The sequence below is a fragment of the Octadecabacter sp. R77987 genome, assembly GCF_042466115.1.
Lineage (GTDB): Bacteria > Pseudomonadota > Alphaproteobacteria > Rhodobacterales > Rhodobacteraceae > SW4.
In genome coordinates, this window is sequence record NZ_JAXHBQ010000001.1 from 2,802,366 (window position 1) to 2,824,326 (window position 21,961).

At 59.6% G+C, this 21,961-nt stretch carries 16 protein-coding genes; 11 read left to right on the forward strand and 5 right to left on the reverse strand.

All coding sequences use genetic code 11. From position 1 onward, the window contains the following. Positions 1 to 2: 2 nt before the first annotated feature. On the reverse strand, positions 3 to 2,087 hold the full coding sequence (locus tag SJY21_RS14255) for a DEAD/DEAH box helicase (protein ID WP_377512091.1): 2,085 nt from the start codon (positions 2,085 to 2,087) through the stop codon (positions 3 to 5). 92 nt (positions 2,088 to 2,179) lie between these two features. Then, entirely contained in the window at positions 2,180 to 4,615 is a 2,436-nt protein-coding gene (locus tag SJY21_RS14260) for an FAD-dependent oxidoreductase (protein ID WP_377512094.1), read from the reverse strand. A 179-nt stretch (positions 4,616 to 4,794) separates the two neighbouring features. Here SJY21_RS14260 and SJY21_RS14265 point away from each other — a divergent pair, with 179 nt between their 5' ends. Beyond that, a complete protein-coding gene (locus SJY21_RS14265) occupies positions 4,795 to 6,318 on the forward strand; it encodes a trimethylamine methyltransferase family protein (protein WP_377512097.1) in 1,524 nt (507 codons plus the stop codon). Here the strand turns inward: SJY21_RS14265 and SJY21_RS14270 are convergent. Beyond that, positions 6,315 to 7,280 carry a LysR family transcriptional regulator gene (locus SJY21_RS14270; RefSeq protein WP_377512100.1) on the reverse strand — a complete coding sequence of 322 codons (966 nt, stop codon included), beginning with the start codon at positions 7,278 to 7,280 and terminating at the stop codon, positions 6,315 to 6,317. The two genes, SJY21_RS14265 and SJY21_RS14270, sit on opposite strands and share 4 nt — an antisense overlap. 160 nt (positions 7,281 to 7,440) lie before the next feature. Between SJY21_RS14270 and SJY21_RS14275 the strand changes: the two genes are divergently transcribed. After that, entirely contained in the window at positions 7,441 to 8,769 is a 1,329-nt protein-coding gene (locus tag SJY21_RS14275) for an NAD(P)-dependent oxidoreductase (protein ID WP_377513256.1), read from the forward strand. A gap of 84 nt (positions 8,770 to 8,853) precedes the next feature. Next, a complete protein-coding gene (gene preA / locus SJY21_RS14280; protein WP_377512102.1) occupies positions 8,854 to 10,158 on the forward strand; it encodes an NAD-dependent dihydropyrimidine dehydrogenase subunit PreA in 1,305 nt (434 codons plus the stop codon). Here the strand turns inward: preA and SJY21_RS14285 are convergent, their stop codons facing one another. Further along, the gene (locus SJY21_RS14285) at positions 10,159 to 10,761 is read right to left on the reverse strand and encodes a TetR family transcriptional regulator C-terminal domain-containing protein (protein WP_377512104.1); all 603 of its coding nucleotides are present in this window, start codon (positions 10,759 to 10,761) and stop codon (positions 10,159 to 10,161) included. It lies immediately after the preceding gene. Positions 10,762 to 10,920: 159 nt separating this feature from the next. On the opposite strand from SJY21_RS14285, the gene SJY21_RS14290 reads away from it, so the two are divergent. From SJY21_RS14290 to SJY21_RS14315, 6 genes are all read left to right on the forward strand, one after another. Further along, positions 10,921 to 12,171 carry a Zn-dependent hydrolase gene (locus tag SJY21_RS14290; RefSeq protein ID WP_377512107.1) on the forward strand — a complete coding sequence of 417 codons (1,251 nt, stop codon included), beginning with the start codon at positions 10,921 to 10,923 and terminating at the stop codon, positions 12,169 to 12,171. 529 nt (positions 12,172 to 12,700) lie between these two features. Next, positions 12,701 to 14,155, forward strand: a complete 1,455-nt coding sequence (gene hydA, locus SJY21_RS14295; protein WP_377512110.1) for a dihydropyrimidinase — start codon at positions 12,701 to 12,703, stop codon at positions 14,153 to 14,155. Between the two features lie 102 nt (positions 14,156 to 14,257). Continuing rightward, the gene (locus SJY21_RS14300) at positions 14,258 to 15,031 is read left to right on the forward strand and encodes an ABC transporter ATP-binding protein (protein WP_377512113.1); all 774 of its coding nucleotides are present in this window, start codon (positions 14,258 to 14,260) and stop codon (positions 15,029 to 15,031) included. Continuing rightward, entirely contained in the window at positions 15,018 to 15,953 is a 936-nt protein-coding gene (locus SJY21_RS14305; protein WP_377512116.1) for an ABC transporter permease, read from the forward strand. Before SJY21_RS14300 ends, SJY21_RS14305 begins: the two co-directional genes overlap by 14 nt. After that, on the forward strand, positions 15,953 to 16,792 hold the full coding sequence (locus SJY21_RS14310) for an ABC transporter permease (RefSeq protein WP_377512119.1): 840 nt from the start codon (positions 15,953 to 15,955) through the stop codon (positions 16,790 to 16,792). The genes SJY21_RS14305 and SJY21_RS14310 overlap by 1 nt, the downstream gene beginning before the upstream one ends. Before the next feature lie 46 nt (positions 16,793 to 16,838). Further along, positions 16,839 to 17,834 (forward strand): ABC transporter substrate-binding protein, encoded by a 996-nt coding sequence (locus tag SJY21_RS14315; RefSeq protein WP_377512122.1) that lies wholly within the window; start codon positions 16,839 to 16,841, stop codon positions 17,832 to 17,834. A gap of 82 nt (positions 17,835 to 17,916) precedes the next feature. Here the strand turns inward: SJY21_RS14315 and SJY21_RS14320 are convergent, their stop codons facing one another. Further along, a complete protein-coding gene (locus SJY21_RS14320; RefSeq protein ID WP_377512125.1) occupies positions 17,917 to 18,612 on the reverse strand; it encodes a helix-turn-helix domain-containing protein in 696 nt (231 codons plus the stop codon). 231 nt (positions 18,613 to 18,843) lie between these two features. On the opposite strand from SJY21_RS14320, the gene SJY21_RS14325 reads away from it, so the two are divergent. Together SJY21_RS14325 and SJY21_RS14330 are read left to right on the forward strand one after the other, a co-directional pair. Then, positions 18,844 to 20,280 (forward strand): MFS transporter, encoded by a 1,437-nt coding sequence (locus SJY21_RS14325; RefSeq protein WP_377512127.1) that lies wholly within the window; start codon positions 18,844 to 18,846, stop codon positions 20,278 to 20,280. A gap of 58 nt (positions 20,281 to 20,338) precedes the next feature. Beyond that, positions 20,339 to 21,955 carry an MFS transporter gene (locus SJY21_RS14330; protein WP_377512130.1) on the forward strand — a complete coding sequence of 539 codons (1,617 nt, stop codon included), beginning with the start codon at positions 20,339 to 20,341 and terminating at the stop codon, positions 21,953 to 21,955. The last annotated feature ends 6 nt before the right edge of the window (positions 21,956 to 21,961 follow it).

The following is a 21,961-nucleotide window of genomic DNA, read 5'->3' on the forward strand; positions in this document are numbered from 1 at the left end:
CGTTATTTCCCGCGTTTGGGGTAGGCACCGCCGCCTTTGGGCGCACCCTTGCCCTTTGCAGCGCGCGGCTTGCCGGGTTTTCCGCCCTTGGGCTTGCTGCCCGGCGGCGTAAAGCGCTTGGATGGATCGCTTGCGCCTTCAAAGCTGCGTTTGGCGGGGGCAGCATCAGCACGCGGCGCGCCCTTCGCGGCTGGTTTGCCACCGAATTTCCCCTCGGATTTACTGCCGAACTTACCCTTAGGCTTGCCCTCGTAGCTCCCCTTTGGCTTGCCCGAAGGCTTTCCGGATTTCCCGTCATAGTCGCGCTTGGGTTTATCACCGGGTTTGCCACGCGGTTTATCGGCAGGCTTGCCCGCACCCGCAGGCTTGTCACCTTTGGGTTTCCAATCGGCCAAGGCATCGCCGTGGTCTTTCTTGGGCGCGCGCGCGGGCTTGGCGCGCGGTGCGGCGTCCGTATCACGCGGCTTGTAGGCTGGCTTGCCGCCACCCTTGCGCGGTGGTGGGCCGGACAGCACCGGTGCTTTGTCAAGCTGCGTGATCAACGTGCCCGCCTCAAGCTCCATACCGTTGCCGACACGGGCCAGAAACCCGTCAACGCTGGTTTTCAAGATTTCAACGTAGGACTGGTCTTGCTGGATGCGGATCGCGCCGATGTCGTCCTTGCTGATCCCGCCGGCCTTGCACAGCAGCGGCAACAGCCAGCGCGCTTCGGCGTTCTTGTCGCGGCCCACATTGACCGAGAACCAGACCGAGGGGCCAAATTCCGAACGCGGGCGCGGCTTGGCGGCGTCTTCGACATTGCCCAGTTCTTCGGGGGCGGATTGGCGTTCACGGTGCAGGCGCAGGAAGGCGGCGGCCAGCTGGGACGCGCTGAACTCGGAGGCCAGTTTGGCCACAAATTCCTGATCGTCCTCGCCCACGGGCTCATCCCATGGTGTGTTGACCAACAGGCGTTCTTCGTCGCGTGCCAGCACTTCGGCAGCCGAAGGCGGTGCACCCCATTCGGCCGTGAGTTTCGCGAACCGTAGCAGGCGTTCAGCCTTGCCGCGCATTTTGACGGGCACAATCAGCGCCGAGGTGCCTTTGGCTCCCGCGCGCCCCGTGCGGCCCGACCGGTGCAACAAGGTGTCGGAATTGTTGGGCAGTTCGGCATGGACCACCAGTTCCAGACCCGGCAGGTCAATCCCGCGCGCCGCAACATCAGTGGCCACACACACCCGCGCGCGCCCGTCGCGCATGGCTTGCAGGGCGTGGGTGCGTTCATTCTGGGTCAACTCGCCCGACAGGGCCACAACGCTGAACCCGCGATTTGAAAAGCGGCTGGTCAGACGGGCGACCATGGCGCGGGTATTGCAAAAGACGATGGCGTTGCGCGCATCGTAATAGCGCAACACGTTGATGATGGCGTTTTCAGCATCACGCGGGGCCACGGGCATGGCCTTGTATTCGATATCGGCGTGCTGGCTGGTTTCGCTGACGGTCGTGACACGCACAGCGTCGCGCTGGAAACTTTTTGCCAGTTTGGCGATGGCGGCAGGCACTGTGGCGGAAAACATCAGGGTGCGGCGGGTCTCGGGCAATTCGCTGAGGATAAACTCAAGGTCCTCGCGGAATCCCAGATCAAGCATTTCATCCGCTTCGTCCAGGACCACCGCGCGCAGTGACCCCATGTCGATCGAGCCGCGCTTGATATGGTCGACCAAACGGCCCGGCGTGGCGACAACAACATGCGCGCCGCGTTCAAGGGCGCGCCGTTCGTCGCGCATATCCATGCCACCAACACACGAGGCAATCACAGCGCCCGCTGCGCGATAAAGCCACTGGAATTCCCGTTTTACCTGCAAGGCCAGTTCGCGCGTGGGGGCGATGACCAGCGCAAGCGGTGCGCCCGCGGCGTCAAATGTATCGCCATCCCCAAGCAGCGTTGGTGCAATCGCAAGGCCAAAGCCCACGGTTTTACCCGATCCGGTTTGGGCGGACACCAGCAAATCGGCCGCACCCAGTTCGGGCGCAGTCACCGCCTCTTGGACGGGGGTCAGGGTGTGGTAGCCTTGGGTCTCGAGGGCGGCGGCGATGGTCTGTTTCACGGGCGGCTTCTTTCAGGATCAAAGGCCTGCCAATAAGGGCCGCGCGCGCGAATGTATATGGGCAATTGCGCATAACTGCCCTGCATTTCGGGTTAACCGCGCACGCGGGCCATGTGCGGATCATATTGTGCCGGATCGACAATCACCGCCGGCACCATCTGCCCCAGACGGTCAATGTCAAAGGTAGCGCCGACCTGCGCAAGGCCGGCATCGACAAAGGCGTAGGCAAGGTTCTTTTGCACCCGATGGCCATAGCCACCCGATGTCACCGTGCCAATAACCCCCTCCCCATGCATGACCGACGCGCCACCATGCGCAGGGGCGCTGTCATCAGTAAGGTGCAGCGTGACAAGCTGTTTGGTAGGCTCGGCGGCGACACGTTTTTCCAATGCGGCCTTGCCGATAAAATCAGGTTTGACCATATCAACGAAGCGTGACAGGCCCGTTTCAAACGGATCAAATTCGGTCAGGATGTCCGCTTTCCAGTGCAAATAGCCTTTTTCAAGCCGCATTGATTCCACTGCATGCGCCCCGAACAGGCGCAGCCCTTGGGCCAGCCCCGCGTCGCGCAATGCAAGATAGGCCGCATAAAGCGATGCATTGGGAACGTGGATTTCATAGGCAAGTTCACCCGAAAAGCTGACCGACATGACGGTTGCAGGGGCGTATCCGATGAAACATTCGCGCACCGACAGCCACGGGAAACCGGCCGCCGACCAATCAGCGCGGCTGACCGCCTGCATCACTGCACGCGCCTTTGGTCCTGCCAGCACAAGGATTGTTTGATCATTGGTCAGCGAGGCGATCTGCACGTCCTCATCCGCGCCAACATGGCTTTGCAACCAGTCCATATCGTGGAACTCTGACGCTGCGGCAGAACCATACCAAATCCGTTCGGGACCACGATCCGAGGCGGGGAGATTGGCCACGGTCGCCTCGCCCTTCAGCATACCGTGGTGGTTCAAAAGATACCCAAGCCCCACACGGCCCGGTTTGGCGGTGACGCGGCCACAGAACATCCGGTCAAGGAAAGTGCGCGCATCCGAACCCGTGATTTCAAACCGGTTGAACCCGTTCACTTCGCACAGGCCAACGGCGTCTTGCACGGCGGCGACCTCGGCGGCGACCACCGGAAAGCTTTCATCAAAATGGAAGCCGTGGGTGACGTGAAAATCAGGGGTCGGTTTGAAAAACTCGGCCCGCTCCCAACCGTTCACGACCGTGAATTCGGCGCCTTCAGCGGCCAGAACAGGGGTCAGCGCGGTTGTCTTGGCCATCCGGCCTGCGGGGCGGTGCTCATTCGGGAAATGGAAGCGGAACTCGTTCTGGTAGTCCTCGATCGCCTTGAGCGCGGTCAGCTCGACATTCGTGTGGCCGGTAAAGCGGCGCGGATCAATGCACCACGTGTCATAGCAGGCCTCGCCATGCACGATCTGCTGGGCCAGCATCCAGCCATGCCCACCGCCTTCGCCAAGTCCGGCGCGCAAGCCGATGATACAGAACGCATTGCGTTTGCCGGGGACAGGGCCGACCAGCGGCGCACCGTCAATCGTATAGGTGATCGGGCCGTTGACGATGGTCTTGATCCCGACCTCGGTCAGGGCGGGCATGCGTTCAAACGCCCCTTCCAGAACATCTGTGATCCGGTCCAGATCATCGGGGCACAAGGCGTTGACGAAATGCGGGTCGATCCCGTCCATGCCCCATGTTTTGCAGTCTTGTTCATAAAAGCCGACCAACAGGCCGTTCTTTTCCTGACGGCAGTAGTAATCGCTGATCGGGCAGCGCAGCAACGGCATCCGGTGGCCTGCCTCGGCAATTGCCGGAATGTCCTCGGTCACGAAATACTGATGTTCCATCGACGTGACAGGGTGATGCACACCCATCATCGCGCCAACCTCGTTCACGCGGTAGCCGCAGGCGTTCACGACGATTTCGCAGGTGATATCGCCCTGATCGGTGTGGACGGTCCAGCTGTCGTCCTTGTGCTGCGTCAGGCCCGTCACGGGGGTGTTGCGGTAAACTTCGGCCCCGGCCTTGCGTGCGCGGCGTGCCAGCGCCTGACACAAGGACGCCGGATCAATATCGCCGTCATTGCCATCCCACAGGCCGCCGACCAGATTATCGGTCGAAATCAGCGGATGGCGGCGGGCGCATTCCTTGGCGTCGATCACTTCAAATGCGACACCCATGCCGCGCGCCATCGAGGCAAAGTGGCGATAGCCGTCCATCTGCGCCTGCGTATTGGCAAGGCGAATGCCGCCATCACCGTGGTTATATTGCACAGGATAATCCGCATCGTCGCGCAACTCTTTGTAAAGGTTTATGGAATGGGTTTTCAGGCCAACCATCGTCTGGTTCATGCCAAAGTTCGTCACCTGCGCCGCCGAATGCCATGTTGTGCCTGATGTGAGTTCGTTGCGTTCAAGCAAGACCACATCGCTCCACCCCTCTTGGGTGAGGTGATAAAGCGTGGAACATCCGGCGATGCCCCCACCAATAACAACGACGCGGGTGTGCGATTTCATGATGTTCCCTTTCAATCCTGCGCGATACTGCCTGAAAAAGCGGCCCTGTGGTCAATGACAACTGCATTATCCGGCCAATTGAAATACAACTTCCATGAAATCGGGAATTGTATGAAAGGCATTGCAATGGAAACAACCGCGCCGTTCCCATTGTGGCAGGACGAAAACAGGGGCCAGGGATGCAAACGCAGGACAAGCCGCGCCGCAAGGGCCGTAAGGCCAAAGTGACGGCACGCGCCGCCCCGCCCACCACCAACCCCGCGCCGCCCGGCCAGATTGGTGGTGCCTATCGCCCGCTTGGCGACGCCGACCTGCAACAGATTTTTGCCACCGCCCTGCGCCTGCTGGCCGAACTGGGGATGGGCGAAGTGCCCGACAGGCTTTGGGCCGATCTGACCGCAGCCGGGGCAGTTGATCTGGGCAACGCGCGCCTTGGCTTTCCCGAAATGCTGGTCAAACGGGCCATCAGCCACGCGGCCAAGACATTCACCCTGCACGGGCGCGATCCGGCCCGCGACATTCACGTTGGCGGCGACCGCGTCTATTTCGGAACGGGCGGCGCGGCGGTCAACACGCTTGATCTGGAAAGCGGCCTATACCGCCCCTCGACCTTGCAGGACCTGCACGATTTCACGCGCCTTCAGGACACGCTTGATAATGTGGCGTGGTTCACGCGCTGCTGCATCGCCACCGATGTCCCTGATACCTATGATCTAGACGTCAACACGGCCTACGCCCTGATGCGCAACACGACCAAACCTGTGGCCACGGCCTTTACGCTGGCGCAACATGTTGCACCGATCGTAAAGATGTTTGATATCGCGGGCGGCGGAGCAGGGAGTTTTGCCAAACGCCCCTTTGTGAAGGCACACATCAGCCCCGTGATTTCGCCCATGCGATTTGGCGAGGACGCGGTAGATGTGGTTTATGAATGCATCGCCCACAACATCCCGATGTCCTGCATCACGGCCGCGCAGGCGGGCGCGACGGCCCCGGCGACCTTGGCAGGTTTTCTTGCGCAGTCCTTGGCCGAAACGCTGGCCAGCCTTGTGATGGTCAACGTGATTTCACCGGGATTTCCGATGGTGTTTTCCAACTGGCCGCTGGTGATTGACCTGCGCAGCGGGGCATTTGCGGGCGGGGGCGGTGAAACGACCCTGCTCAACGCCGCCTCGGCGCAGCTGTCCAACTGGTTGGGGCTGCCTTCGGGTGTGGCCTGTTCAATGACCGACGCCAAGGCGATTGACGCGCAATACGGCGTCGAAAAGGGCATGACCAGCCTTGCCGCCGCCCTTGCGGGGGGCAATCTGATCTATGAAAGCTCGGGGATGACGGCGGCCCTTTTGGGCGCAAGTTTCGAGGCCTTCATTCTGGAAGACGAGATGCACGCCATGACGTACCGCGCCCTGCGCGGGGTCGAGGTAACGACTGAAAACCTTGGCTTTGACACGATCTGTGCGGCGGTGCTGGGCGAAGGGCATTTTCTGGGGTCAAACGCGACATATCAGGCGATGGAGCGCGATTATCACTACCCCAAACTCGCCGACCGTGCGCAGCCGCGCGCCTGGGCCGAGGACGGCGCTTTGGATGCTTGGGTGCGTGCGAAGAAACGTGCGCGTGCGGTGCTGGCAACCCACCACCCGATCTATCTGACACCCGCGCAAGATGGCGAAATCCGCGCGGCGTTCAACATTATCGGCTAGTCCGTGATCAACCGATACCCGTCAACCAGCCAAGGATGCGCCTCGGTCACGGGACCGATGGATTGGGTGGCCAACTGGCTGCGCAGGGCCGTGCCGATGGTCTGGGCGATATCGGTCAGATGCGGCGCAGCGACGAACATCGAAATTGTGCGCGCAAAGCCCTTGCGTGGAAATGCGATCAACCGCACGCGCCCGTGAAACTGCTTGCTGCGGGCAAAGTTGCTGGGGGTCGTGATTGCCCAGCCGCTGTTTTGCGCAACCAGCGCCAGAATCGACGCGGTGCTGTCAAACTCGAACTGGTTGGGCAGTTTGATGCCAAGGCGGGTCAGTTGTGCCTCGATCTGCCCGCCCATGATCTGCCCACGCATATACCGCAGGAAGGGCAGGCCGGAACGTCCCGTGATCAGATCCTCGCCGTTGCCTGCAAAAGCGGCCGGCACAGCCAGAACGAACGGATCGCGCAATACAGGGTACTCGGCCACATCCGGCAGGGGGGATTGGGGCTGCGTTGCGACCGCGATATCAAGCTCGCGATTGCGCAACAGGCTAAGGATGTCATGGCTTGTGCGGGTGTAATGGGTGAACCGGCAGTTGGGTAGCGTTTGCGTCAGCAGCCGCGTCACCGCGGGCCCCACATCATCTTCAAAGTCGTCGATCATCGCGAAACGCAAGTGCCGCAGCGCATCGGGAACGATCGACTCCAGATCGCCCCTGGCCTGATCAAGCAGCTTCAACACCTCCTCGACGTGACGCAAATAGATCGCGCCCTGCGGGGTCAAAACCATCGGGCGGCAGGTGTGATCCATCAATCCCGCGCCAAGGTGCTTTTCCAGCGATTGCAACTGATGTGACACGGTGCTGACCGATTGCTGTGTTTGTGCCGCCGCCGCCTGCACCGATCCCGATTGCGCAATCGCACGAAACGTCGAAAGCCACTTGAGGGAGGGATGCGCGCCGGTCATGGACCAACTTATGAACGGGGCGTGCCACTTGAACAGCGAAAACCGCTGGCGCACGCCAGCAATCCCGAAAACTGTCTATTTTGCGCCGCACAAAATTTTACCTTTTGATAAAATTTCGTTCTGTGGCACCATCAAGGTGAATCTGATGGACGGAGCTGACATGAACAGTGCATTTACCCCCGGCGTCGTGCCCGCGCGTTTGAACGCAGAGGAACTGGCACAGAACTTTGACGATCTTCACGCGCCGCTGCGCGCCCACGAGGCCGCGGTCGCTGCAGATCGCTGCTATTTTTGCCATGATGCGCCCTGCGTCACGGCCTGTCCGACCGATATTGATATCCCGCTGTTCATTCGACAGATCAGCACCGGCACCCCCGAAGCGGCGGCCAAGACGATCTTTGACATGAACATTCTGGGCGGCATGTGCGCGCGGGTGTGCCCGACCGAAGACCTGTGCGAGCAGGCCTGCGTGCGTGAAATGGCCGAAGGAAAACCGGTTGAAATCGGGCGGCTCCAGCGGTTCGCAACCGATACGTTGATGGACAGGAACAGCCACCCTTATGCCCGCGCCAAGGCGACGGGCAAACGTGTCGCCGTGGTCGGTGCCGGGCCCGCCGGTCTTGCGAATGCGCACCGTCTGGCGATGCTTGGCCACGAGGTCGTGATTTATGACGCACGACCCAAGGCGGGCGGTCTGAATGAATACGGGATCGCTGCATATAAATCGACGGATGATTTCGCGGCCAGGGAAGTTGACTGGCTGATGTCCATCGGCGGTATCACACTGGAAACGGGTCAGGCGCTTGGTGACGGGTTGAGCCTTGACGGGCTGGCAGACGAATTTGACGCCGTGTTCCTTGCGGTCGGTCTGGGTGGCGTCAATGCCTTGGGGATCACAGGGGATGACAAAGACGGTGTTGCGGATGCCGTCAGTTTCATCGCCGACCTGCGACAGGCCAGCGATCTGGCCAAACTGCCCGTCGGGCGCAATGTGGTCGTCATTGGTGGCGGGATGACAGCCGTTGATGCGGCCGTGCAGTCGAAACTGCTGGGTGCGGACAACGTGACGATCGCCTATCGCCGTGGCCGCGACGCCATGAGTGCCAGCCGCTACGAGCAAGACCTTGCAGCGTCCCACGGCGTGAAACTGCTGTTCAATGTGCAGCCCAAGGTGGTTCACGGCAACGGTGCAGTTGCCGAGATCGAGCTGGAATACACGGCGACCGACAAAGGTAAATTGACGGGCACCGGAGAGGTGATCCGCCTGCCCGCCGATCAGGTTTACCGCGCGATCGGGCAGACACTTGTTACTGACGCGGGCCTGAAACTGGACGGGCGCAAGATTGCCGTCACAGGCGCGGGCCGCACCAGCCGCGCAGGCGTTTGGGCTGGCGGCGATTGCGCCGCGGGCGGGGATGACCTGACCGTTACTGCGGTCGCCCAAGGCCGCGACGCGGCGATGGATATTCATGACGTGCTGATGCGCTGAACCTCACGCTCCGGACACGATCCGGGGCCTCGTCTTTCACGAGATCCCGGTCAGGCCCGGGATACGGACAAAAGGAAATCGACAATGGCTGATCTGACAACTGATTTTCTGGGTATAAAAAGCCCCAACCCGTTCTGGCTGGCCTCGGCCCCGCCGACGGACAAGGAATACAACGTGCGCCGCGCCTTCGAGGCAGGCTGGGGCGGCGTTGTCTGGAAAACCCTGGGCGCCGAAGGACCGCCGGTCGTTAATGTCAACGGCCCGCGCTATGGTGTAGTTTATGGCGCAGACCGGCGGGTGCTGGGCCTGAACAACATCGAACTGATCACGGATCGCGACCTTTTCACCAACCTTGAGGAAATAAAGCGGGTCAAGGCCGACTACCCCGATCGCGCCATTGTGGTGTCGATCATGGTGCCCTGCGAAGAACAGGCGTGGAAAGATATCCTGCCGCTGGTCGAAGACACTGGCGCAGACGGGATCGAGCTGAACTTTGGCTGCCCGCATGGGATGTCCGAACGGGGCATGGGCGCGGCTGTCGGACAGGTGCCCGAATACATCGAAATGGTCACCCGCTGGTGCAAGCAGTATTACTCCAAGCCCGTGATCGTGAAACTGACGCCCAACATCACCGACGTGCGTAAACCAGCGGCGGCGGCGAAACGGGGTGGGGCCGATGCGGTCAGCCTGATCAACACGATCAATTCGATCACATCCGTGAACCTTGATACGATGTCACCCGAACCCAGCATCGACGGCAAGGGCACGCACGGCGGCTATTGCGGCCCGGCCGTGAAACCCATCGCCATGTCCATGGTCAGCGAAATCGCCCGTGCCGAAGAAACCGCCGGCCTGCCGATATCGGGCATTGGCGGCATCACCACTTGGCGCGATGCGGCAGAGTATATCACCCTTGGCTGCGGCAATGTGCAGGTCTGCACGGCGGCGATGACCTATGGCTTCAAGATCGTGCAGGAAATGATCAGCGGCCTGTCACAGTGGATGGATGAAAAGGGCCACACAAGCATCGCCGATTTCATGGGCGCGGCTGTCCCCAACACCACCGATTGGCAATACCTGAACCTGAATTATGTCGCCAAGGCCAGGATTGATCAGGACGCCTGCATTGCTTGCGGGCGCTGCTATGCAGCCTGCGAGGATACATCCCACCAAGCCATTTCGATGTCGCCCGACCGTGTGTTCGAGGTGATCGACGCGGAATGCGTGGCTTGCAACCTTTGCGTCGATGTCTGCCCCGTCGAAGACTGCATCACCCTTGAACCGCTGGCCCCCGGCACGGTCGATCCGCGCACGGGCAAGGTCGTGGAAAAGGACTATGCCAACTGGACAACACACCCGAATAATCCGGGCGCTGTGGCGGCCGAATAGCTAGACCGACAGCAGACGGCGCAGGGTGTCTTCGATGTGATGCTCTGCGCCGATCAACGGATCGGTGTCGCCCATGATCGCACGCACCTGCACGTCAAAGTCGGCGTAATGCTGGGTCATTGACCAGATCGAAAACACCAGATGATAGGGATCGACCGGGCGGATGCGCCCCATGTCTATCCAGCCCTCTATGACATGCGCCAGTTCGGTGACGGCGCGGCGCAATTCGCCGTGCAACACATCGCTGATCTGCGGCGCGCCCTGCAGGATTTCGTTGGCAAATAGACGACTTTCGCGCGGGAAGTTCTGGCTCATCTTCAGCTTGAGCTTTGCGTAGTTCAGAATTTCCCCGACCGGATCACCAGCCGGATCAATTGCGTAAACTGGCTCCATCCAGTTCTCAAGAAGCTGGGCCAAAAGTGTCTTGTAGATCGCGTCTTTGGACGAAAAATAGTAAAGCAGGTTCGGCTTGGACAGGCCTGCGACCTCGGCGATCATATCCAGCGTTGATCCGCGAAATCCGTATTGCGAAAACACCTGTAACCCGGCCGCAAGAATCGTGGCCTGGTTCTTTTTCTGGATGCGTGTTTCGGACTTCGACATCTTAGGCATCCACTTTGCTGGCTACATCAAGGCACGCTGCCCAATCATTTGGCGTGTCTAGCGACACAAAGTCCAATGGTTAAGCACAAACCTTGACTCGTCCTAGACCTCTGTTAGCGTTCCTTTGACCAGTTGGTCAAATATACGGGGGCAAATCAAATGGCGGTGATCGGTGCAAATCTGAAAATCAACAGTGACCGGTTGTGGGACAGTCTGATGGAGATGGCCAAGATCGGCCCCGGCGTCGCAGGTGGCAACAACCGCCAGACCGTGACGGATGAAGACAGCGAAGGGCGCCACCTGTTTCAGGATTGGTGCAAGGCTGCGGGCTGCACGATGGGCCTTGACCAGATGGGCAATATGTTCGCGCGCCGCGAAGGGACCGACCCTGACGCCCTGCCGGTCTATGTCGGTTCGCACCTTGATACGCAGCCCACGGGCGGGAAATACGATGGCGTGCTGGGGGTGCTTGGTGGCCTCGAAATCATTCGCACGCTGAATGATCTGGGGATCAAAACAAAGCACCCGATCGTCGTGACAAACTGGACCAACGAGGAAGGCACGCGCTTTGCCCCTGCGATGCTGGCGTCCGGTGTGTTCGCGGGCATGCACACGCAGGATTGGGCTTATGGGCGCACCGATGCCGAAGGCAAAACATTCGGCGATGAACTGGCCCGCATTGGTTGGCGCGGTGACGAAGACGTCGGCGCGCGCACGATGCATGCCTTCTTTGAGCTGCACATCGAACAGGGGCCAATTCTGGAGGCCGAGGGCAAGGATATCGGCGTTGTCACCCACGGGCAGGGGCTATCGTGGACGCAAGTCACCGTCACGGGCAAGGAAAGCCACACCGGATCAACGCCGATGCCGATGCGCAAAAACGCAGGGCTGGCGATGGCGCGTATCCTTGAAAAGGTCGAGGAAATCGCCCTGTCCCACGCCCCCCACGCGGTTGGCGCGGCAGGCCACATCGACGTCTATCCCAATTCGCGCAACGTGATCCCCGGCAAGGTGGTGTTCACCGTCGATCTGCGCTCGCCCGACCTCGCGGTGATCGAAGACATGGAAGCACGGTTGCATTCCGAGGCGCAAAAAATCGTCGATGATATGGGGATGACGGTAGAATTTGAAAAGGTCGGCGGGTTTGACCCTGTGACGTTTGACGCAGGCTGCGTGACGGCGGTGCGCAACGCCGCCGAACGGCTGGGATATTCGCACCGCGATCTGATATCCGGCGCGGGCCACGACGCCTGCTGGATCAACCGCACCGCCCCCACCGCGATGGTGATGTGCCCCTGCGTGGACGGGTTGTCGCACAACGAGGCCGAGGAGATTTCCCGCGAATGGGCGGCCGCGGGGGCGGACGTGCTACTGCACGCGGTTGTTGAAACGGCGGGGATCGTGGAGTGAATCAAGGCCTTCATCATACGGTCTTGAATAGACTTAGCGGTCTTTTCGACAACGACTTGATCCAGAATAATCTACGTGGATTGTACGTGGAAACGATGGTTGCGGAATTACTTGGTGAAGGTTGGAAACTGGCCGGATACGATTGGGCGGCTTGGGATATCGTACATGATGACGGAACGCGGCTTGAAGTAAAACAGTCTGCAGCAAAGCAGACTTGGGCATCACCCGCCAATTCAAAGGGGTCCGCCTCGTTTAGCATCAAGAAGCCAAAGCAGATGTTGCACGGGGCGGAAGTTACGAATGTGACGGAGCGGCTAGCAAATATATATGTCTTTGGTTGGCACGGAGTGACGACCGAAGACGCGAACCAAAGGGACGCAGACCAATGGTCATTCTTCGTTCTCCCGACGAGCGCGTTGCCTGATCAAGGGTCCATTGGCCTGAACCCTCTAAGGAAACTGGCAATGCCCGTGAGCGCGGATGCTCTTCGTGCAAGCGTTGAGCAGATAAGATTGCAAGGAGACCTAACATGACCACAGTTATCAAAAACGGCACGATCGTCACCGCTGATCTGACTTACAAGGCCGATGTCCTGATCGACCACGGCAAGATCATCGAGATCGGGCCGAACCTGAAAGGTGACGACCAGCTGGACGCCACGGAGTGCTATGTCATGCCCGGCGGGATTGATCCGCATACCCATCTGGAAATGCCATTCATGGGCACCTATTCCACCGATGATTTCGAGAGCGGCACCCGCGCCGCTTTGGCCGGTGGCACGACGATGGTTGTCGACTTTGCGCTGCCCAATCAGGGCGAGGGGCTGCACGAGGCCCTGAAGCGCTGGGACAACAAATCATCCCGCGCCAATTGCGATTACAGCTTCCACATGGCGGTGACGTGGTGGGGTGAAAAGGTCTTTGAGGACATGGAAACCGTCATCAAGGACCGCGGCATCAACACCTTCAAGCACTTCATGGCCTATAAGGGCGCTTTGATGGTGAATGACGACGAAATGTATGCGTCTTTCCAACGGCTTGCCGAACTTGGTGGGATCGCGATGGTGCACGCGGAAAACGGTGATGTGGTGGCCGAACTGTCCGCCAAACTGCTGGCCGAGGGCAACACCGGACCCGAGGCGCACGCCTATTCCCGCCCGCCGCAGGTCGAGGGTGAGGCGACAAACCGCGCGATCATGATTGCCGATATGGCGGGCGTGCCGCTTTATGTGGTGCACACGTCTTGCGAGGATTCCCACGAGGCGATCCGCCGTGCCCGCCAACAAGGTAAACGCGTTTGGGGCGAGCCGTTGATCCAGCACCTGACGCTGGACGAAAGCGAATACTTCAACAAGGATTGGGACCACGCCGCACGGCGCGTTATGTCCCCGCCGTTCCGCAATAAGAAACATCAGGACAGCCTTTGGGCGGGTATCCAGTCGGGGTCGTTGTCCGTGGTCGCGACGGATCACTGCGCCTTCACGACCGATCAGAAACGCCACGGCGTGGGTGATTTCACGAAAATCCCCAACGGCACCGGCGGGCTGGAGGACCGTATGCCGATGCTTTGGACCCACGGCGTTGAAACGGGGCGGCTGACGCCGAATGAATTTGTCGCGCTGACCTCCACCAACATCGCGAAAATCCTGAACTGCTATCCGCGCAAAGGGGCCGTGCTGGTCGGGGCGGACGCCGATCTTGTGGTCTGGGATCCGAAAAAATCCAAGACGATCACCGCCAAGACCCAACAATCCGCCATTGACTACAACGTGTTCGAGGGCAAAAAAGTAACGGGCCTGCCACGCTTTACCCTGACGCGCGGCCATGTCGCCGTGCATGACGGAGAAATCCGCACGCAGGAAGGCCACGGCAAGTTCGTCAAACGCGAAGGCAACACCGCCACCAACAAGGCGCTGTCGTCATGGAAAGAACTGACCGCGCCACGGCCGGTGAAACGGTCGGGTATTCCGGTGACGGGGGTTTGATTCAGTGAGAAAAACGTATCGCGCCCCGGACCTGATCCGGGGCCTCTATGAACTTGGCGGCGAGGCCCCGGATCAGGTCCGGGGCGTGGTGCAAACCCCGCGATGACAGTCATTTCCGCACAAAACCTCGACCTGACGTTCCAGACAAACGATGGTCCCGTCCATGCCCTCAAGGATGTTAACCTCGAGATCAACAAGGGCGATTTCGTCAGCTTTATTGGCCCTTCGGGCTGTGGCAAGACCACGTTCCTGCGCTGTATTGCCGGTCTGGAAATGCCAACAGCGGGCGAGATTTCGGTGAACGGCATGACGCCGGATGCGGCACGCCGTGCGCGCGCCTATGGCTATGTGTTTCAGGCGGCGGGGCTTTATCCGTGGCGCACGATTGGCGGAAATATCCGCCTTCCGCTTGAAATCATGGGGTTTTCCAAGGCCGAACAGGCCGAAAGGGTCGCCCGCGTGTTGGAACTGGTTGAACTGGCGGGATTTGAACAAAAGTTCCCGTGGCAACTGTCTGGCGGCATGCAACAGCGCGCTTCGATCGCACGCGCACTGGCGTTTGATGCGGATATCCTGCTGATGGACGAACCCTTTGGCGCGCTGGACGAAATCGTGCGCGACCATCTGAATGAACAGCTTTTGCAGCTTTGGGCGCGCACGCAAAAAACGATTGCCTTTGTGACCCATTCGATCCCCGAAGCGGTTTATTTAAGCACCAAGATCGTCGTGATGTCGCCCAGACCGGGGCGGATTTCCGATGTGATCGACAGCCCACTGCCACGCGACCGCCCGCTTGATATTCGCGATTCGGCTGAATTTATCGACGTGGCGCACCGTGTCCGCGAAGGCTTGCGCGCAGGCCATGGCGATGACTAAAGGCGGCACGTTCCTTCCGGTTCTTACGGTCGTTGCCGCGATCCTGTTGTTCTGGACGCTGGCCGTCATTCCGATGAACGCACACCTGACGGCTGATCAGGCGGCGCGCGACGACATGGTGATCACGCCGGAATCCGCAGCCGACAGGCAGGACTATCTGGGGCTGACGCTGGCCCTGAAAAATCCCGCGATTATTCCGCTGACTTTCGTGCAGGTGCGCCCGCGTTTGCCGTCCCCGCACCAGATAGCAGCCGAGTTGTATAACACTGTTTTCACACAGAAAATAACCTCTCGGCGCAGCCTTGTCTATCACGGTTGGGTTACGCTATCGGCCACATTGCTGGGCTTTGTGATTGGCACGGCCCTTGGCGTTTTGCTGGCGATCGGGATTGTTCATAACAAGACGATGGATAAGTCCGTAATGCCTTGGGCCATCGTGTCACAGACAATCCCGATCCTTGCGCTGGCGCCGATGATCATCGTGATTTTGGGCTCAATCGGGATACAGGGGCTTTTGCCCAAATCGGTGATTTCCGCCTACCTGAGCTTTTTTCCGGTCGTTGTGGGGATGGTCAAGGGGCTGCGCAGCCCTGACGCGATGCAGCTTGATCTGCTGCACACCTATAATGCGAGCGACGGTCAAGGGTTCTGGAAGCTGCGGCTTCCCGCATCGATTCCCTATCTTTTTGCTTCGCTCAAGATTGGCATATCAGCAGCTTTGGTTGGTGCGATCGTCGGGGAATTGCCGACAGGGGCAAAGGCCGGTTTTGGTGCGCGCATGTTGGTGGGCGATCAGTATGGCCAGCCGTTGGTCACTTGGGCGGCGCTGTTTGCCGCCGCGATCACCGCCGCCGGATTGCTGGCGATCCTTGGCCTGATTGAACGGCGCACCCTGCGTCAGATGGGCATGGGGGCGGCGTGATGGCTTATGCGATTGCCCTTGTGATCTGGGTCGGCGGCTGGTGGCTGAACACCCGGCTGTCCAATTCGCCCGCCGCCGATACCCGCGCCGTCAGCCTGATCATTCCAACGATTTTCGGTGTGACAATCGTGCTGATGTGGGAAGTGCTGGTGCAGATGCTGGGCATCAGCGCGGTTATTTTGCCCGCACCCTCTGCCATTGCCGCGCAGTTCGCCAACTCATTGCCGCTGCTATGGGCCGACTTTCAGCAGACCATCATCAAGGGTGCCCTGACCGGCTATCTGATCGGGGCGGGGGCCGCTTTTGTGGTTGCGATCCTCGCCGACAGATCGGCCTTTTTGACCAAGGGCATCTTGCCGGTCGGCGCATTTCTGGCCGCCTTGCCGATTGTCGGAACCGCGCCGATTTTCGTGAAATGGCTGGGAAGCGATTGGCAGTCAAAGGCGGCCGTTGTCAGTGTGATGGTGTTCTTTCCGATTCTTGTGAACACGGTTGCGGGGCTGCGCGACAGTTCGGCCATCCAACGCGACCTTATGCGCACCTATGGCGCGGGGTATTGGGCCACCCTGGTCAAGTTGCGCATCCCCGTCGCGATGCCGTTCATTTTCAATGGATTGAAAATTGCGACGACTCTGGCGTTAATCGGTGCCATTGTTGCTGAATTCTTTGGCTCGCCGACTTTGGGCATGGGCTTTCGCATTTCAACCTCGGTCGGACGTCTGGCGATGGATATGGTCTGGGCCGAAATCATTGTTGCGGCCCTTGTCGGCACAGCATTCTACGGGGCCATGGCGTTCATCGAAAAACGGGTGACGTTCTGGCACCCCTCACAAAGATAACAAGGCGGAATAGCCAAATCATTCAACTGACTAGGAGGTCAACACGATGAAAAATCTTATGATAGCAGCCGCGCTCGCAACGGGTATTGGCGCAACTGCGGCCTATGCCGAAGGGCATGCAGGCAGCGTGACGCTGCAATTGCAGTGGGTCACACAATCGCAGTTTGCAGGCTACTACGTGGCCTTGGACAAAGGTTTCTACGAGGAAGAGGGCCTGGATGTCACGATCCTGTCGGGTGGTCCCGATATTGCGCCACCTCAGGTTCTGGCAGGTGGCGGCGCCGATGTGATGCTGAACTGGATGCCCTCGGCCTTGGCGGCACGGGAACGCGGCTTGCCCGTGGTCAACATTGCCCAGCCCTTCAAGACATCGGGCCTGATGCTGACCTGCTGGAAAGACACAGGTATCACATCGGTCGAGGATTTCCGCGGCAAGACCATCGGCGTGTGGTTCTTTGGCAATGAATACCCGTTCCTGAGCTGGATGAGCCAGGTCGGCATTTCGACCGAGGGTGGCGAAGATGGTGTCACCGTCCTCAAGCAGGGGTTCAACGTTGATCCGCTGTTGAACCGCGAGGCTGATTGTATTTCGACCATGACCTATAACGAATATGGTCAGGTGCTGGATGCGGGCGTTGATCCCGATGAATTGGTGACCTTCATGTATGAAGATCAAGGCGTCGCCACACTCGAGGACGGCATGTATGTCCTTGAGGAAAACCTTGATGATCCGGTCTTTGTCGACAACATGGTGCGTTTCGTGCGCGCGTCGATGCGCGGCTGGAAATACGCCGAGGAAAACGTGGCCGAAGCGGCGGGTATCGTCGTGGACAACGATGAAACCGGTGCCCAGTCACTGGAAGCCCAAGAGCGCATGATGACCGAAATCGCCAAACTGACGGCGGGCTCGAACGGCACACTTGATCCGGCTGACTACGAGCGCACCGTTGCGACCCTGCTTGGCGGTGGCTCGGACCCTGTGATCACGGCCGCACCCGAAGGGGCGTGGACCCATGTGATCACCGATCAAGCCCTGCAATAAGCGCTTGCAACGCTCTGCGGTTGCCCCTCCTGCGGGTGGGGCAACGGCGCCTTCGCTACAGTTTGCGCGGCCGATGCCCCGCCTAGGCGCGGCGGTCGTCGATAAGCGGGCTGGGTTTGGCAAAACCGGTCAGGTCGTCGGGATCGGTCAGGGTGATCCGGTTGCCATTGACCTGCACGCCATATGCTTCCAACGCCTTGAAGGCACGGCTGAGGTTTTCCGGCGTCATCCCAAGGGTCGAGGCCAAGCGCCGCTTTTCCATCCGCAAGGTAAAGAAATCCGCGCCTTCGCGGCCGCGTTCGCGCAGCAGGTAATTGGCCAGCCGTTCCAGCGAGGTGCGTAGTTTCAGGTCTTTGGTGTTCTTGACGACGGCACGGTAACACTGGGCCAGTTCCGTGACGATGGCGCGGGCAAACATGTGGTCGATGTCAAAGATTGCGCGCACATCTTCCGAGGGCAGCAGGACAATGCGGCTTTTTTCCAGTGTGCGGGCCGACATCAGGTAAGGCGCGTCCTTGACGCTGGCCGCCAGAATGAACGTCGAGACGGGCCGCACGGTCGCCATGCTGGTTTCGCGTCCGTTCCAGCTGGAAAACAGATCGACCGACCCTGTCAGCACCACATGAAGAAAGTCGGGTGTGTCACCTTCCTGGATCAGGTCAATGCGTGGCGGAAAATTCTGGACATAGGCCCCACGCATCAACGACTTGAAGTTCGCACGCTCCATCTCGCGAAACAGGTCCAGATTGCGGATATCTTCGCGATACGACTCAGGCATGGGGCAGGGGCTTTCGGGTTGCGGGCATCACCGGAAAAGACGGGACCAGTTGATAATTGTCAAGCAGTCAATTGACGTTTCGCAGCGACACCCTTGATCAGATGAATCCGGCAAGCTGACATTCTTCACGGGGTCATTTATTTCCACCGCTTTCGGTCCGTTTTTTGATCCAGATCAAGCGCCACCCGCCCGCAAAGGCGCACATCCCCCCCAACCCATAAGGGCAGAGGTATGTCTGCCAAGGACGGAGGGACCGGTATGGAACTGCAAAACAAGGCCACGGCGCTGTGGTCAAACTTCCTAAACGTAAAGATGGTGCAGATCAGGACATTCCACATGACGTGGTTCGCCTTTTTCGCATGTTTCTTTGCATGGTTCGGTATTGCCCCGCTGATGAGCGTGGTGCGCGACGAACTGGGCCTGACACCAAACCAGATCGGCTGGGCCATCATCGGGTCGGTGTCGATGACAATTTTCGCCCGCCTGTTTATCGGCTGGCTCTGTGACCGGATCGGGCCACGGAAATCCTATACATGGTTGCTGATCGTCGGGTCGCTGCCCGTTATGGGGATCGGCCTTGCGCAGTCGTTTGAAACCTTCCTGCTGTTCCGAGTGTTGATCGGCGGGATCGGGGCATCATTCGTGATTACCCAATACCACACATCGGTGATGTTCGCGCCCAACGTGGTCGGGCAGGCCAACGCCACATCGGCTGGCTGGGGCAACCTTGGCGGCGGTGTGACGCAGTTCGTTATGCCGTTGCTGTTCTCGGTCATGGTCGTTGGTTTCGGCTTTTCCGAAGCCGTGGGCTGGCGTCTGTCCATGGTCGTGGTCGGGATCATCATCTTCCTGATCGGGATCGCCTATTACTTCCTGACCCAGGATGCACCGGACGGCAATTTCGATGACCTGCGCGCGCAGGGTAAGATGGAAGAGAAAAAGAAAGTCACCGGCAACTACATGAACGCCCTCAAAGACCCGCGCGTCTGGGTGCTGTTCGTGATCTACGGGGCTTGCTTTGGCATCGAACTGACGGTGAACAACGTCGCTGCCCTTTATTTCATGGACTACTTTGACCTGTCGCTGGTTGCTGCCGGTTTCGTCGCCGCTTCGTTCGGTCTGATGAACCTGTTTGCGCGCACGCTGGGCGGTATCTTTGGCGACAACTTCGGATCACTTTGGGGCCTGAAAGGGCGCGCATTCTGGTTGTTTATCTGCCTGTTCTTTGAAGGTTGTGCGCTGATGGTATTCAGCCAGATGCATGTGCTGTTCCTGGCCCTGCCTGCGCTGATCGTCTTTTCGCTGTTCACGCAGATGGCCGAAGGTGCCACCTATTCCGTCGTGCCCTTCATCAACAAAAAGGCGCTGGGTGCTGTGGCCGGCGTGGTCGGGGCAGGCGGGAACGCCGGTGCGGTTCTGGCAGGCTTCCTGTTCAAGAACGTGATCGACTGGTCGCAAGCCTTCTTCATTCTGGGCATCGTGGTGACATGTGCTTCGTTCCTGGCCTTCGCTGTGCGCTTTTCCAGCAAGCAGGAAGACGAAGAACGCGCCAACTTTGCCGCCGCCAACATCGAAACGCTGAAGGCCAAGGCCGCCCGCGCCAACGCGGCACTGGACGAAGGCCTTGAGGCCATCGCCAGCAAGGGCGGCACCAAGCCAGCACAATAACAATCAAATCAGGCGGGCCACCAACGGCCCGCCGCAACCTCACCCGAGGAGAATTCAAGTGGGACAAGACCTAAGAAACTGGAACATCGAGGACGAGGGCTATTGGGCCTCGACCGGCAAGGCGATCGCCACGCGCAACCTGTGGATTTCGATCCCGTCGTTGCTGTGCGGCTTTGCCGTCTGGCTTTACTGGGGGATCATCACAGTTCAGATGATCAACCTCGGCTTTGCCTTTGATCAATCGCAGCTCTTTACGCTGGGGGCCATCGCGGGCCTGACGGGCGCGACGCTGCGCATCCCTTCAACCTTTTTCATCCGCATCGCGGGCGGCAAGAACACAATCGTGTTCACGACCGCCCTGCTGATGATCCCTGCCATTGGCGCGGGTCTGGCGCTGCAAGACCCTGACACACCCCTGTGGTATTTCCAGATCCTTGCGTTCCTGTCGGGGATCGGTGGCGGGAACTTCTCGTCGTCGATGTCCAACATCTCGTTCTTTTATCCCAAGAAGAAGCTGGGCTATGCGCTGGGCATGAACGCCGGTCTGGGCAACTTTGGTGTGACCACCATGCAAATCCTGATCCCGCTGGCCATGACAATGGGCCTGTTCGGTGGGGAAAGCCGCACGCTGGTGAACACATCGGGCACGCTGATCGGGAAAATCCCTGCCGGTACCGAAACCTATATCCAGAACGCTGGCCTGATCTGGCTGGTGTTCCTTGTGCCGCTGGCGATCATCGGCTGGTTGGGGATGAACAACATCCGTGACGAACACGTGTCACCCGACATTCCCAACCCGCTGGGCGGTTTCGCCATCATCACCGGTATGCTGGTGCTTGGTCTGGGCGCATCCGCGTTCGGTATCTGGCTGCTGTTGCCGCAAACCGAAGGTGGCTTGCCCACATCCGGTCTGGGTATTTCCAAGTGGATCGTGCTGCCGATCGTGATCGCGCTGACCGTGTTCCTGCTGAAAATGATCCCCGGCGCCGTCGGGCAGAACCTGACACGCCAATACAAGATTTTCGGCAACAAGCACACATGGGCGATGACCGTGATCTACACCATGACCTTCGGCAGCTTCATCGGCTTTTCGGCCGCGCTGGCGCTGACAATCAAGGTTGTGTTCGGCTTTAGCCACATCGAAGTGGACGGCATCCTGACCCACGACACCGTGAACCCCAACGGCCCCTCGGCCCTGATGTTCGCATGGATGGGGCCATTCATCGGCGCGCTGATCCGCCCGATTGGCGGCATCTGGGCTGACAAGGCCGGCGGCGCGAAAGTGACGCAGATCATCTCGGTTGTGATGGTGGCCTGTGCGCTGGGCGTGGCCTACTTCATTCAGGCGGCCTATGCCTCGGCCACACCAGAACAGTATTTCTACCCATTCCTGGGTCTGTTCCTGATCTTGTTCGCGGCAACCGGCATCGGCAACGGATCGACCTTCCGCACAATTGGCGTTGTCTTCAACAAGGAGCAGGCCGGCCCTGCACTGGGTTGGACGGCTGCTGTCGCCGCCTACGGCGCCTTCATCATCCCCCAAGTGTTCGGGGAACAGCTGAAGGCCGGCACACCTGAACTGGCGCTTTACGGCTTCGCGATCTTCTACGCGGTCTGCATCGTCATCAATTACTGGTTCTACCTGCGGCCCAACGCCTACGTAAAGAACCCCTAAAACCCA

What these genes read in the sequence shown, in the direction of transcription:
- SJY21_RS14285 (WP_377512104.1), bottom strand. Translation starts at nt 10,761, where the DNA reads ATGTCGAAGTCCGAAACACGCATCCAGAAAAAGAACCAGGCCACGATT.
- SJY21_RS14265 (WP_377512097.1), top strand. Translation starts at nt 4,795, where the DNA reads ATGCAAACGCAGGACAAGCCGCGCCGCAAGGGCCGTAAGGCCAAAGTG.
- SJY21_RS14310 (WP_377512119.1), top strand. Translation starts at nt 15,953, where the DNA reads ATGGCTTATGCGATTGCCCTTGTGATCTGGGTCGGCGGCTGGTGGCTG.
- SJY21_RS14260 (WP_377512094.1), bottom strand. Translation starts at nt 4,615, where the DNA reads ATGAAATCGCACACCCGCGTCGTTGTTATTGGTGGGGGCATCGCCGGA.
- SJY21_RS14270 (WP_377512100.1), bottom strand. Translation starts at nt 7,280, where the DNA reads ATGACCGGCGCGCATCCCTCCCTCAAGTGGCTTTCGACGTTTCGTGCG.
- SJY21_RS14325 (WP_377512127.1), top strand. Translation starts at nt 18,844, where the DNA reads ATGTCTGCCAAGGACGGAGGGACCGGTATGGAACTGCAAAACAAGGCC.
- SJY21_RS14300 (WP_377512113.1), top strand. Translation starts at nt 14,258, where the DNA reads ATGACAGTCATTTCCGCACAAAACCTCGACCTGACGTTCCAGACAAAC.
- SJY21_RS14290 (WP_377512107.1), top strand. Translation starts at nt 10,921, where the DNA reads ATGGCGGTGATCGGTGCAAATCTGAAAATCAACAGTGACCGGTTGTGG.
- SJY21_RS14315 (WP_377512122.1), top strand. Translation starts at nt 16,839, where the DNA reads ATGAAAAATCTTATGATAGCAGCCGCGCTCGCAACGGGTATTGGCGCA.
- SJY21_RS14320 (WP_377512125.1), bottom strand. Translation starts at nt 18,612, where the DNA reads ATGCCTGAGTCGTATCGCGAAGATATCCGCAATCTGGACCTGTTTCGC.
- preA (WP_377512102.1), top strand. Translation starts at nt 8,854, where the DNA reads ATGGCTGATCTGACAACTGATTTTCTGGGTATAAAAAGCCCCAACCCG.
- hydA (WP_377512110.1), top strand. Translation starts at nt 12,701, where the DNA reads ATGACCACAGTTATCAAAAACGGCACGATCGTCACCGCTGATCTGACT.
- SJY21_RS14305 (WP_377512116.1), top strand. Translation starts at nt 15,018, where the DNA reads ATGGCGATGACTAAAGGCGGCACGTTCCTTCCGGTTCTTACGGTCGTT.
- SJY21_RS14275 (WP_377513256.1), top strand. Translation starts at nt 7,441, where the DNA reads ATGAACAGTGCATTTACCCCCGGCGTCGTGCCCGCGCGTTTGAACGCA.